Source organism: Aeromonas sp. QDB14, from assembly GCF_027707845.1.
In the GTDB taxonomy this organism is placed as follows: Bacteria; Pseudomonadota; Gammaproteobacteria; order Enterobacterales; family Aeromonadaceae; genus Aeromonas; species Aeromonas caviae.
Genome location: NZ_JAPCJD010000037.1, coordinates 26,160 through 38,722 on the forward strand (window position 1 = coordinate 26,160; position 12,563 = coordinate 38,722).

At 59.6% G+C, this 12,563-nt stretch carries 14 protein-coding genes, 1 tRNA gene and 1 riboswitch; of the genes, 12 read left to right on the plus strand and 3 right to left on the minus strand.

The features are described from left to right. Positions 1-2 precede the first annotated feature (2 nt). The gene (gene lapB, locus PG887_RS13300; RefSeq protein WP_270821914.1) at positions 3-1,169 is read left to right on the plus strand and encodes a lipopolysaccharide assembly protein LapB; all 1,167 of its coding nucleotides are present in this window, start codon (positions 3-5) and stop codon (positions 1,167-1,169) included. 121 nt (positions 1,170-1,290) lie between these two features. Next, positions 1,291-1,989 carry an orotidine-5'-phosphate decarboxylase gene (pyrF, locus tag PG887_RS13305; protein ID WP_270821916.1) on the plus strand — a complete coding sequence of 233 codons (699 nt, stop codon included), beginning with the start codon at positions 1,291-1,293 and terminating at the stop codon, positions 1,987-1,989. 86 nt (positions 1,990-2,075) lie between these two features. On the opposite strand, the gene rrtA is transcribed toward pyrF, so the two are convergent. Then, positions 2,076-2,654 carry a rhombosortase gene (rrtA, locus tag PG887_RS13310; RefSeq protein ID WP_270821917.1) on the minus strand — a complete coding sequence of 193 codons (579 nt, stop codon included), beginning with the start codon at positions 2,652-2,654 and terminating at the stop codon, positions 2,076-2,078. Here rrtA and PG887_RS13315 point away from each other — a divergent pair. The 5 genes from PG887_RS13315 to PG887_RS13335 all read left to right on the plus strand — a co-directional run bounded on the left by PG887_RS13315 (position 2,620) and on the right by PG887_RS13335 (position 5,528). Next, complete coding sequence (locus PG887_RS13315; protein WP_270821919.1) at positions 2,620-3,273, plus strand: tRNA-uridine aminocarboxypropyltransferase; 654 nt, start codon at positions 2,620-2,622, stop codon at positions 3,271-3,273. The two genes, rrtA and PG887_RS13315, sit on opposite strands and share 35 nt — an antisense overlap. A gap of 22 nt (positions 3,274-3,295) precedes the next feature. Beyond that, positions 3,296-4,003 carry a 7-cyano-7-deazaguanine synthase QueC gene (queC, locus tag PG887_RS13320; RefSeq protein ID WP_270821920.1) on the plus strand — a complete coding sequence of 236 codons (708 nt, stop codon included), beginning with the start codon at positions 3,296-3,298 and terminating at the stop codon, positions 4,001-4,003. Positions 4,004-4,064: 61 nt separating this feature from the next. After that, positions 4,065-4,736 (plus strand): 7-carboxy-7-deazaguanine synthase QueE, encoded by a 672-nt coding sequence (gene queE, locus PG887_RS13325; protein WP_010674994.1) that lies wholly within the window; start codon positions 4,065-4,067, stop codon positions 4,734-4,736. Between the two features lies 1 nt (position 4,737). Beyond that, a complete protein-coding gene (locus PG887_RS13330; RefSeq protein ID WP_039038687.1) occupies positions 4,738-4,968 on the plus strand; it encodes a DUF3820 family protein in 231 nt (76 codons plus the stop codon). Beyond that, a complete protein-coding gene (locus PG887_RS13335; RefSeq protein ID WP_134997467.1) occupies positions 4,965-5,528 on the plus strand; it encodes a cob(I)yrinic acid a,c-diamide adenosyltransferase in 564 nt (187 codons plus the stop codon). Before PG887_RS13330 ends, PG887_RS13335 begins: the two co-directional genes overlap by 4 nt. Positions 5,529-5,607: 79 nt before the next feature. Here the strand turns inward: PG887_RS13335 and PG887_RS13340 are convergent, their stop codons facing one another. Continuing rightward, positions 5,608-6,006, minus strand: a complete 399-nt coding sequence (locus PG887_RS13340) for an H-NS family histone-like protein (protein WP_039041259.1) — start codon at positions 6,004-6,006, stop codon at positions 5,608-5,610. Positions 6,007-6,322: 316 nt separating this feature from the next. Further along, positions 6,323-6,494, plus strand: a riboswitch (Lysine riboswitch). 87 nt (positions 6,495-6,581) lie between these two features. Between PG887_RS13340 and PG887_RS13345 the strand changes: the two genes are divergently transcribed. Both PG887_RS13345 and PG887_RS13350 read left to right on the plus strand, forming a co-directional pair. Next, positions 6,582-8,162, plus strand: coding sequence for a Na+/H+ antiporter NhaC family protein (locus PG887_RS13345; RefSeq protein ID WP_042016617.1), 1,581 nt, complete (start codon positions 6,582-6,584; stop codon positions 8,160-8,162). Positions 8,163-8,247: 85 nt separating this feature from the next. Beyond that, entirely contained in the window at positions 8,248-8,829 is a 582-nt protein-coding gene (locus PG887_RS13350; RefSeq protein ID WP_270821923.1) for a thymidine kinase, read from the plus strand. A 70-nt stretch (positions 8,830-8,899) separates the two neighbouring features. Here the strand turns inward: PG887_RS13350 and PG887_RS13355 are convergent, their stop codons facing one another. Further along, complete coding sequence (locus tag PG887_RS13355; protein ID WP_270821924.1) at positions 8,900-10,237, minus strand: flavohemoglobin expression-modulating QEGLA motif protein; 1,338 nt, start codon at positions 10,235-10,237, stop codon at positions 8,900-8,902. A gap of 155 nt (positions 10,238-10,392) precedes the next feature. Between PG887_RS13355 and PG887_RS13360 the strand changes: the two genes are divergently transcribed. From PG887_RS13360 to PG887_RS13370, 3 genes are all read left to right on the plus strand, one after another. Continuing rightward, a complete protein-coding gene (locus PG887_RS13360) occupies positions 10,393-10,848 on the plus strand; it encodes a YbjN domain-containing protein (protein ID WP_160839247.1) in 456 nt (151 codons plus the stop codon). 247 nt (positions 10,849-11,095) lie between these two features. Next, positions 11,096-11,183, plus strand: a tRNA-Ser gene (locus PG887_RS13365). Positions 11,184-11,266: 83 nt separating this feature from the next. Next, positions 11,267-12,511, plus strand: a complete 1,245-nt coding sequence (locus PG887_RS13370) for a site-specific integrase (RefSeq protein ID WP_270821926.1) — start codon at positions 11,267-11,269, stop codon at positions 12,509-12,511. Positions 12,512-12,563 lie beyond the last annotated feature (52 nt).

Below are 12,563 nucleotides of genomic sequence, written 5' to 3' on the forward strand. Positions count from 1 at the left end.
CGATGCTTGAACTGCTTTTCCTGCTGTTGCCCATCGCCGCCGGTTATGGCTGGTACATGGGCCGCAGGAGTGTTCGCCAGGACACCCAGCAACAGAGTAACCAGTTTTCCCGCCAGTACGTGGCGGGCCTCAACTATTTGCTCTCTGACGAGTCGGACAAGGCGGTGGATCTCTTTATCCAGCTGCTGGAAGTCGACAGCGAAACCATCGAAACCCACCTCTCCCTCGGCAACCTGTTCCGTCAACGGGGCGAGGTCGATCGCGCCATCAAGATCCACCAGAACCTGGTCGCCCGTCAGCTGACCCGTGAGCAGCGTCAGCTTGCCTTGCAGGAGCTGGCCCGTGACTTTCTGGCTGCCGGCTTGCTCGATCGGGCCGAAGCACTCTGGAAAGAGCTGTGTGATGACAGCGATTTCGAAGAGACGGCTCTGGCACAGCTCCTGATCATTCATCAGCAGTTGCGTGACTGGGACAATGCCATCGCCGTGGCGGTGCGTCTGCAGAAATTCCAGGGCAAGAAGCTGGCCGAGCCCATTTCCCACTTCTATTGCGAACAGGCGGAGAGTGCCTTGCGCGATGGCGACAAGCCTGCGGGCATCGCCAAGCTCAAGCGTGCGCTCGGTGCCCACCCGGCCTGTGCCCGCGCCAGCTTGCGGCTGGCCGATCTGGCGATGGAGGAGGGCAGGTTCGAGGATGCGGCCAAGGAGCTCCTGCGGGTGTTCGAGCAGGATATCGACTTTGCCTCCGAAGCCATGCCAAAACTGCTCGAATGCTATCGCCAGCTTGGTCGCAGCCAGGAGCTGATCCCGCTGCTTGAAAAAGCGGTAGAGGATCATGCGGGGGTCAGCGTGACCCTGGCGCTGGCCAATCTGGTGGAGGCCCGCGATGGGTTGAGCCAGGCCCGGGCCCTGGTGCTGCGCCAACTGCGTCGCCACCCCTCCATGAAGGGCTTCTATCAGCTGGTCGGTTTCCAGTTGGCCAGTGCCGAGGAGGGGCCTGCCAAGGAAAGCCTGGAGCTGCTGCAACAGCTGGTCGGTGAGCAGATCAAGATCAAGTCGACCCACAAGTGCCGCCAGTGCGGCTTTTCCACCCATTCGCTGTTCTGGCAATGCCCTTCCTGCCGGCAGTGGGGCACCATCAAGCCGATCCGAGGGCTGGATGGAGAGTAAACGCCAGCGAGGCCAGCACGCCCGGGCGAGCACGGATACCCAAGAATTTCAGATGCCAGCGTGCAACCGGGCCCCGGCTCTGCTGTGCCTGGCTGTGGCATAACAATCCATAGGAAGTGACATGCAAGACCCCAAAGTACTGGTCGCGCTGGATTATCAGCACGAAGCCGACGCCTTTGCCTTCATTGAGCAGATCTCACCGGCCCAGTGCCGCCTCAAGGTAGGCAAGGAGATGTTTACCCTGTTTGGTCCCCAGTTCGTTCGTCAACTGGTGGCCAAGGGGTTCGACGTCTTCCTGGATCTGAAATTTCACGACATTCCCAACACCGTCGCCAAGGCGGTGGCGGCCAGTGCGGAGCTGGGCGTCTGGATGGTGAATGTCCATGCCAGTGGTGGCGAACGCATGATGCGTGCCGCCAGAGAGGCGTTGCTGCCATACGGCGACAAGGCGCCCCTGCTCATCGGGGTAACCGTGCTGACCAGTATGGAGCAGTCCGACATGGCGCCCCTGGGTCTGGATGTGACGCCGGCAGAACAGGTGATCCGCCTGGCCACCCTTGCCAAGACGGCCGGGCTGGATGGAGTGGTCTGCTCCGCGGAAGAGGCGAGTGCGCTGAAGGGGCTGCTGGGGGCCGTATTCAAGCTGGTGACGCCGGGCATTCGTCCGAGCGGATCGGCTGCCGGTGATCAGCGCCGCGTCATGACGCCGCTGGCAGCGGTGGAGGCGGGTGCGGATTATCTGGTGATCGGTCGTCCCATCACCCAGTCCTCGGATCCCGCCGCCGTGCTTGGGGCGATCAATGCCGAGCTTTGCCGGTAACGGCGTAATGGGCGAATGAGCGCAGGCCGGATCCCAGATCCGGCCTGCTGCATTTTGGCCGTGGGCTGGCCTTGCCTATGGGGAGCTCAGGAGTGGACGGCCTGGGCGTCCAGACGAATGGGGAAGAGGCCGAGGAGCAGGCCGGCGAGTGCACCGATGAAGTGTGACTCGATGTGTACCCTGGCACCGATCAAGGTGGAGACCGGGCTCTCGCCGGCACTGTAAAAGTCCACACCGAGCTTGATGGCGACGCCCGCCAGCATCAGCCAGCCGGAGTGACGGCGAAAGCGGATGTCCTGCATGGCACCCCATACGAACAATCCGTGCAGCAGGCCGGAGAGTCCCATGTACCACTGGGTTTGCGGGCAGCCCCACCAGATGCCGAGTCCGACCGCCGTTCCCAGCAGCAGCAGCAGCACGGGCAGGCGCCATCCCGTCAGGTACTCCTGAAACAGGCTGTAGAGCACGGCCAGACCGCTCAGGTTGAGCAGCAGATGCCATCCATTGGTGTGTGCCAGATTGCCTGTTATGATGCGCCACCCTTCGCCCTGGGCGATCAGGTCGCGATCGAAGGCGAGCTGATGATTTGGCACGGTGAAAAAGAGCAAGGCAGTGACGAGCGAAAGCGCGATGACCCAGAGCAGACCCGATTTTCCTGACAACATGAAGCAGCCCAACGACAAAGAGAGCCGATACTGTACACGCTGTACCCGGGCCCTCAAAGCGTGCCTGTGCGATTATATTCAGCGGGTGCCGAACCTGGCTGCGCTCCATATCCTGCAACACCCTGCCGAAGTAGCTCACCCCAAGGGGACGGCTGCGTTGCTGGCGGCGTCCCTGACCGATGTGCGCATCCATGTGGGGGAGGACTTTTCCGACGATGAAGGGCTCAATGCCCTGCTTGCCGACCCCGCTGTCCAGTGCTATGTGCTGTGGCCCGATGAGGAGGCCCTGACCCTGATAGAGGCAAGGGAGCATCTCCTGAGGCGTGGGCGCACCGTGCGAGCCCACTTCATCCTCCTCGATGGCACCTGGCGCAAAGCCTATCGCATGTTGCACAGCTCACCTGCACTGCTCGGGTTGCCGCGGATCACCCTCGGCGCCATTGCCGGGCAATATTCCATTCGCAAGAAGCCCTTTGAGGAAGCACTGTCCACCCTGGAGGTGGGCTACCATCTGTTGTCCCGGTGGGAAGGAGAGCCTGAGCGCTTCGCACCGCTGATGACCCTGTTTACCCATTTGAACCGGCAGTGGCATGACTTTGCACAAGGCCGCCGCCGTTGAGTTGCCCAGAGGAGTGAAAAACATGAAAAAAGCCGTCGTGGTCTTCAGTGGCGGGCAGGACAGCACCACCTGTCTGGTGCAGGCACAGGCCCGCTATGACGAAGTGCATGCCATCACCTTCGATTACGGCCAGCGCCACCGGGCGGAGATTGACACCGCCCGCCATCTGGCGACGGCGCTCGGGATCGCCGCCCACAAGGTAATGGATGTGACCATGCTCGGGGAGCTGGCCATCTCTGCGTTGACCCGGGACGACATACCGGTGAGCTTCGAGCTTCAGGAGAACGGCCTGCCCAACACCTTCGTGCCGGGACGCAACATCCTGTTCCTGACCCTGGCGGCCATCTATGCCTATCAGGTGGGCGCCGAAGCGGTGATCACCGGGGTGTGCGAGACCGACTTTTCCGGCTATCCCGATTGCCGCGATAACTTCGTCAAGGCGCTCAATCAGGCGGTCTCCCTGGGGCTGGATCGCCCCATCCGCTTCGAACCCCCCCTGATGTGGCTCGACAAGGCCGAAACCTGGGCGCTGGCGGATCATTACGGCCACCTCGATACCGTGCGTCACCAGACGCTCACTTGCTACAACGGTATCCAGGGAGATGGTTGCGGGGCCTGTCCGGCCTGCGAGCTGCGTCGCCGTGGCCTGGATCACTATCTGGCTGACAAGACCGGCATCCGTGCCAGACTTTACGAGAAGAGCGGACTGGGCGAGAAAAGCGGATCCTGAGCCTGTGCCTAGCCCGGGTTTGGGGTATAATCCGCCCCTTTTGCAGCAAGTCGTGACCAAGATGCACTACCCAATCAATGAGATCTTCCAGACCATCCAGGGGGAGGGGGTATTTACCGGCCTGCCCGCCATCTTCGTTCGCCTTCAGGGCTGCCCGGTGGGCTGCCCCTGGTGCGATACCCGCCACACCTGGGTGGTGGACCCCGAGCGTGAGGTGGCCCCTGGCGAGGTGCTCGATCGTTCCAATGAGTCCGACGGTTGGAGCAAGATGAGCACGGAAGATATTCTGGCCAGCTTTACCCGGCTCGGTTACCGGGCCCGTCACGTGGTGTTGACCGGTGGTGAGCCCTGCCTCTACGACTTGCGCGAGCTCTCTTCGGCCCTGGTGGCATCGGGTTATCAGGTGCAGATCGAAACCAGCGGGACCAGCGAGGTGCTGACCCATGAGCAGACCTGGGTGACCGTTTCCCCCAAGATCGGCATGAAGGGTGGGTTGCCGGTGCTGGTCTCTGCCCTCGAGCGGGCCAACGAGATCAAGCACCCGGTGGCTACCGAGCACCATATCGAGGAGCTGGACGCCCTGCTGGCCACCGCCCGGCTGCGCCCCGATGTGATGATTGCGCTGCAACCCATCAGCCAGAAAGCCAGGGCCACGGAGCTGGCCATGGCGACCTGCATCGCCCGTAACTGGCGACTCTCCATCCAGACCCATAAATACCTGAATATCGATTGATATGGATGGACTCAGTGATGAGCGCATCTTGCTGACGCTGGCCAGCAAGATGCCTTACGGGAAATACAAGGGGCGGCGCATCATCGATATTCCCGAGCCCTATCTGGTATGGATGGCGCGAAGCGGTTTTCCGGCCGGTACCCTGGGCCAGTCTCTGGCACTGGCCTACGAGATAAAGCTCAATGGACTCGAGTCCATGATTATTCCCATTATTAACAGGATGTCAGAATGAGAATATATACAAGGCAAGGGGACAAAGGGCTCACGCGACTGGCCGATGGCACTTCCCTGGCCAAAGACGATAAACGTGTCGAGACCTATGGCGCCATCGACGAGCTGAATTCCCAAATAGGCTTGTTGATGGCTGAAATACCCGCCGAGGAGACGACACTCCTGGCCGATCTCATATTGTTGCAGCAGGAGCTGTTTGATCTGGGCGGGGAGCTGGCATTTTCCAGTGAATCGCAAACGGATGCGCTGTGGCAGGTGAACGAGGCTTGGACGAACAGGCTCGAGCAACAGATCGATGCCTACAGTGCCGGGTTGCCGGTGCTGCGCAATTTTATTTTGCCGAGCGGTTCGCGGGCGGCGGCCCAGGCACATGTGGTGCGTACCCTGACCCGTCGCTGCGAGCGCCTGCTGCTTGGGTTGAGCCGCGTAGAGCGGGTGAATCCGGCCGTTTTGCCCTATCTCAACCGGCTGAGCGACTGGTTTTTCACCATCGCCCGATACTTGCTGGTATCGTCAGGCACCCCGGAGATCCTCTGGGTCAAGGCGGCTAACAGAGGCTGACCACCGCACGAAGCAGCAATAAAAAAACCTCGCCTTGCGAGGTTTTTTTATTGCTGTGGAAAGGGGCCTGATATTGCTGTCATATAGCAAAGGCTTCCACGGATTTGCCTTCAGCAACGGCCTTGGCAATGACCGAGGGCATGCGGCCCTGACCGGTCCAGGTTTTTTCCACACCATTGTCCAGATAACGATATTTGGCGGGGCGGGGCGCACGTTTGCTGACCTTGGTATTCTCGGGAACCACGGTGTTGACCAATTCGGCGGGATCGATCCCAGCGGCCTTCAGCATTTCGGCATATTCGGCAATTTTCTTTTGATGTTCTTCACGGGCCTGGCGTTCGGCGGATTCATCTTGCCGACGTTCATCGACGATGGTGGAGAGCTTTTCCAAGCCTTCTTCCAGTTGTTCCAGCGTCAAATCGCGGCAAACTGCACGCAGGCTACGGATATTCAACAGCACTTTCAGAAATTCGTTCATATTGGCTACCACGCGAGAAAATATTAAGGGAAGAACTGGTTTTTCGATAATTTATAGGGGTGTTTGGCACCAAGTCAAGCCTGCCAAAATAATTAATTAGGCTGATAAATTAAGTCTTGAAATAGGTATGAAGGATATTTTTATCCGTTTGACGGGCCAACATCTTCGAATGGGTTCATGTCAGATGAAAATATCGCCAGCGGAGTCTTTGATGAACCATTTGACTACCTTTACAGATATGGGGGCCACAGAAACCTTGAAATTTAATCAAAAAACTTGCTATCACCCGGCGGCTCGATAAAATGTGCCGCGAATACCTTTAAGTAGAGGCGCGCTGCCTATGAGTAACCGAGCGGAGGGTGATGCCTGCGATGCTCGATGAAAGGAGTCGGCGCCGAAGTGACCAGGCCATCATACCGGGTTGCTGGTTCTGCATCTAATAGGTGCAGGACTGCCATAGTCATCCACTATGGAGCGCTACCTGAAGGGGCTGAGGAGTATACCCTCCCCATGGGTTTTGTTTCTTTGATCCTCTCGGTAGATCTCCACCTGTTGTCTTTAGGTGCAAAGAGATCATGGACATCGTTCATTACGCCGACTCCGGTTGGTCCGTCGTTCCCCCCCTGCTGGCCGTTGCGCTGGCGATCATCACTCGCCGCGTCCTGGTGTCGCTGGGGGTGGGCATAGTCGCAGGCAGCCTGCTGCTCAACCAGTTTTCTCCCCTTGCGTCCCTGCATTACATGCTCGATACCGTGCTCAGGATCTTCTGGGTCGACGGTGCGCTCAATCGTGACAACGTCAACATGATCCTCTTCATGTTGCTGCTGGGCGGCCTCATCAGCCTGATGAGCGTCTCCGGTGCGACCCGGGCGTTTGCCGAGTGGGCGGAGCGCCGCGCCAAGACCCGCAAGGGTGCCAAGTCCCTGACCGGTCTGATGGTGTTCGCCTTCTTCATCGACGACTTCTTCCACAGCCTGTCGGTGGGGGCCATCTGCCGTCCGGTGACCGATCGCTTCCAGATCTCCCGCGCCAAGCTGGCCTATCTACTGGACTCCACCGCCGCGCCGGTTTGCGTGCTGATGCCGATCTCCTCCTGGGGGGCCTACATCATCGCCCTCGTCGGCGGCATCATGGCGGCTCATGGTCTGACCGACCAGAGCCCCATCTCCGCCTTCGTCGAAATGATCCCCATGAACCTCTATGCGGTGTTCACCCTGATCATGGTGCTGGTGGTGATCGCCTTCCAGCTCGACATCGGCCCCATGCGTCAGCATGAGCAGTGGGCATTGGAAGGCAAGCTGTGGGACGAGTCCAAGGGGCGCCCCATCGGGCTCGACATGGAGAGCCCGGAGGAGAGCAATGGCGGCATGATTGACATGGTGCTGCCCATCCTGACCCTCACCCTGACCACCGTCTATTTCATGATTGACTCCGGGGCTGCGGTGCTGGCCGACAAGGGGCTGCCGTTCAGCGTGCTCGGCTCCTTCGAAAATACCAACGTCGGCTCCTCCCTGGTCTATGGTGCCCTGTGCAGCCTGGTGGTCTCCATCGGTCTGGCCATGCGCCTCAAGCTCGGGGCAAGCAACTGGATGAAGGCGGCTCCGCAGGGGATCATGGCCATGCTGCCCGCCATCAACATCCTGCTGTTCGCCTGGACCATCGGCGCCGTGGTGCGCGATGTGGAAACCGGCAAATACCTGGCCTCCCTGGCCAATGGCAATCTGCCGGTGGAAGTGCTGCCCGCCGTGGTCTTCGTGCTCTCCTGCGCCATGGCCTTCGCCACCGGCACCAGCTGGGGTACCTTCGGCATCATGCTGCCGCTCGCCGGCGACATGGCGGCCGCCAGCGACATCAGTCTGATGCTGCCCATGCTGGCCGCTGTACTGGCAGGGTCCGTGTTCGGGGATCACAGCTCCCCCATCTCCAGCACCAGCATCCTCTCGGCCACCGGGGCCGGTTGCCATCACATCGATCACGTGATGACCCAGCTGCCCTATGCCTTGGCCATCGCCTTTGGCGCGGCGCTCGGCTACCTGGTGATGGGGCTGATGCACTCCGCGCTGGCCGGTTTCACCGTGAGCGGGCTCTGGTTCCTGATCTTCTCCGGTTACCATTTGCGCAAAGCCCGGGCGTATAGCGCCGTGGCAGTCGCATAAGAGAACAAGGGGCCTGCGGGCCCCTTGGTTTTGGCAGGGGCTTTGGTTAGCATGCGCCCCATCACTCCCGTTTCGGAACCCAATCATGGCTTCACTGCACTACAAATTTGCCACCATGAACTCAGGCAAATCGACCCAGCTCATCCAGGCCCACTTCAACTATCTGGAGCGTGGCATGTATCCGCTGGCCATGACGCCCGCCATCGACGATCGCTTCGGTGCCGGCGTCATCAGTGCCAGGGTCGGCCTTGAGCTGAAAGTGGAGGTGTTCAGCGACAGCTGCGATCTGTTCGAGATGGTCAAGGCGCGCCACGCAAAGCGGCACATCGATGTCTTCATCGTTGACGAGGCGCAGTTCCTGACCCGTGAGCAGGTCTACCAGCTCGCCCGCATCGTCGACGAGCAGGACATTCCGGTGATCGCCTATGGTCTCAAGACCGATTTTCGCGGCGAACTGTTCCCCGGCTCCTACCACCTGCTCTGTCTGGCGGACAAGTTCGAGGAGCTCAAAAGCGTCTGCTGGTGCGGCAACAAGGCCCATATGAACTCGCGGGTCAACGAGGCGGGGCAGGTGATGCGCGACGGTGAGCAGGTGGAGATCGGCGGCAACGATCGCTATGTGTCGCTCTGCCGCAAGCACTATCTGGAAGGGCGTGCCTTCAAGTAACCCGTGGCTGGCTCGTGCAGCCTGGATACCAAAGAGGGCGCCTATCTGGCGCCCTCTTTGTCTGTGGGGGTCAGTCGATCTCGATGTCGACAGGGGCGATGATGGGGTCTGCCGCCGGCAGGCGGTGGAAGAGCTGGCGAAAATGCTGCTGTACCCGGCCTATGTCCACCAGGGACATGCCGGAGGCGAAGCCGAACCAGACGTAGAGCCCGGTGAGGTCGCGAAACATGGGAGGGAGGTAGCGGGGGGCGTCGATGAGCCCCTCCAGATAGTGCTGATAGAGCACGGGGATGTCGTCCAGGGTCACCTTGCCGACGAACAGCATGGGCAGGATCTCCGGCACCCCCTCCAGCACGGCACTGCGAATGAAGTTCACCGTCTCCACATAGCCCTTCACATAGGAGAGATCCTTGGTAAAGCAGGCGCCCCCCTCGACCATGCCTCCGCGAAACACCCGCTGGGTGATCTTGTAGGCGTCGTGCTCGCTGGCCCCCTTGGCCACGAAGTGGCGGAACACCTCGATGAAATCGGCGCCACGCTCCGCCATGTCGATGGCCATGACCCGATCCGAGATGCGCTTGGCCCTGTCCGGGAAGGAGCTGAACGTGAGGGTCTCGATGAGTACTGCCAACCCCTCCTGACAGGCGGTGATGCGGGGCGAGCCGGCGCCGAGCCAGGTGGCGTAAGATTGCTGGCGGCCGTTGAGGGTGGTGCCGACGTGAACCCAGCCTTCGTGTACCTCCAGCACCTGCAGATCGAGCTCCGAGAAACGGGCGTGGGAGTTGAGCTTGATGTAATCCCCCCCGGCGGCGGCATCGGAGACGATGCCATCGCTGAGCTTGACCTGGACTGTGCCGTCGCTGAAGTAGCTCGACAGCTTGCCTTGCAACCTCGCCACCGCGCCTTCCCCCTCGAACTCCTTGGGGTAGGGGCGCACCAGGTGGCGAGCGCCGGGCAGGGAGAAGATGTCGCACAATCTGGCCCCCAGCTCCTTCAGGGTCTTGCGATCCCCGCGCAGGTGATCGCTTGCCGAGCCGTAAAGCCGCTGACTGTAGCGCTGAAAGTCCGGCTGTCCGCGCTGGCGCAGCATCTCGATGACCACCATGTACTGATCCACCGTCTCTTGCAGGATCCGGCCGAGATCGTCCTGGGGGCCGAGGCGCCGGCGGATCCTGTCCCTCAGCTCCTTGAGCTCAAGGTACTTGTTGCGGGGATCGAACCCCAGGGGGAGGGATTCATAGAAGTGCCTGTCGATGGCGGGCAGTGCTTTGCCGCTACTTGCCAGAAAGTCGCTTTGCAGGTGACGGGGCCATTTGATGGCATCCAGGATGCGGATGGGTTTTTGCAGGGCGAGCAGTTCATCCGAGAGGGATTTGAGGTGCAGGCGATACTTTTCTTGGATGGTCATCGGGCTCTTTGGAGGCGAGTGCGCTACGAGAATGGCTGAGTATAGGCACAGGGCCTGTCAAAAAGAAGCGAGACGACGGGGATCCGGCCTGTGTGCTTTTGGTTGTCTGAAAATTGGTTTAGACTGCGCCCCTTGATCTCTACCGTGTCGTGAAAATGATGAATATCCCCAGCTCTGAAATGATAATGCGTTGGTTGCAACAGGCCCGGATCGAGCACTATGTGTGCGATCAGTGTCATGGCATCCACATGGTCTCCCTGCAGTCCGTCGAGGGCATCCAGGAGAGCCGGATCTTCGTGGAAGAGGAAGGGCTGCTGTTCTCATCCGAGCTGGAAGTGCGCCCCTCATCGCTGCTGCCCCTGGTGGCCGAACTGGGTCGTCTCAACATGCAATATCCGTCCCTCAAGGTGTTCCTCGACATCATCGATGACAACCTGCCACGCCTCGTCGTGGGTCACACCGTCTTTACCAAGGCGGGTCTTACCGTCGAGCAGTTCCTGCTGTTCGTTGAAAGCACCACGGCAGCCACCCATGAAGTGGTTTCCGAATGTGAACGCCTTGGCTTCCTCAATCTGCCGGAAATCCAGGTCGCACCGGAATCCGTTCACTGACCTCAGCACCTGAACTGTGCGTTTAATGTGCGAACGGTTCGCTGCGGCTAAAAAGCCGTTGACGGCGGCGGGGCTTTCCCCTAAATTACGCCCCGTTCCAGCGCAACGGCGCAGCGAACACCGTGTTGGCTGAACACGTTAAACCACAGACAAAATTTGGTGCGGTATCCGAGAGGCTGCCCACCGACGAAGTCGGCAAGATGCACGCGCAGCGCGCTCCAAAAGCCACTTCAAGCAGTAAAAATTTGGTGAGGTGTCCGAGTGGCTGAAGGAGCACGCCTGGAAAGTGTGTATACGGCAACGTATCGAGGGTTCGAATCCCTCCCTCACCGCCAAATATAACCCGTTGAATTTCAACGGGTTTTTTCATTTCTAGACTTACGTGATTTTTTTCCTGGATCAACTGGGTGGAACAATCATGTATCTGAGCAAAAATGCCTCCGGCACCTACTACACTCGTCTCCCGCTGCCTAAGTCACTACGTGACCGTGGCTTGCCCTTCGCTATCCGTACTTCCCTTTGCACCAAAGATCGCCGAGTCGCCGTAGATAGAAATCTGGCTGTGGCAGCTCGCACTCGCGCACTGATCGCGGCTACCCCTGCTGATACTTCCCCTCGCAGTTTCTATCGCTGGATCCGCGCCGATCTTGACGCTTTCAAGGCTGCGGGGTTCATCCCTCCTCAAACACCTTCCACACCTTGTGAACCTTCTGTTGATGCCCCAGCTTGCCCCAGCAGTGGGATCACGCTCACCCACGCATTGGCGAGATTCATCGAGACTAAAACCAGTGAGGGGATCCAGCATAGGTCGGTGGGCCAGCTCCAACTTCGGATCAACGCCTTCGTCACCTGGGCCAAAGGGGTTAAAGTCGATGAGGTGACGCCCGCTCTGGCGCAGGAGTACCGCAACAGCTTGCTGCGCAAGACCAACCTCAGTTTCAAAACCAAAGGAGATTACCTCGCCGCCCTGAAACAGTTCTTCCGTTGTTGCGTGGCGCTGGACTATTGCAGCCGTAACCCTTTTGATGGGTTGACGGCAGGCAAGAAGCCGCACAAACGGGCGGATGAGGAGCGAGTGCGCTGGCATCGCCCTCAACTGGCTCAGCTGTTTGCCAGCCTGCGCAGCAAACAATCACAGAAAGGTAAAAAATTGAAAATCCAGGACTGGTGGGTACCGCTCTTGTGCCTGTACGCAGGGCTGCGTCCCTCTGAGGCCTGTCAGCTCAAAACTCTGAACGTCAAACAGGTCGAGGGGATTTGGTGTCTGATGGTTGATGCGGGAGAGGTGGATCAGCAGCTCAAGAGTGCCAATGCGTACCGTACCGTGCCGCTACATAGTGCGTTGATCGGACATCAATTCCTGGACTATGTGGAGAGTCGTCGCGGTCAGGGGCAGGTATTTTTGTTCGATGACCAACCATCAGGCAAAGACGACGACTGGGCGCATAACATCACCTGTCGCTTCCAACGCCACCTCAATGAGGCTGGCATCGTAGGTCAGGGCCGTCCCACGCTTTACGGGCTGCGGCATACCTTCATCGATGAGTTACAGCAGGCGGATGTCGCTGAGCATTTTGTGGCCGAACTTGCGGGACACAGTAAAAACGGCCTGACGTTTGGCCGCTACGGCAAGCGACTAGGGAAGGTGCGAACAAGTCCCTGATATGAGATCATGTTTGTCATCTGGAGCCATGAAAAAGGGTTCATCATGAGTC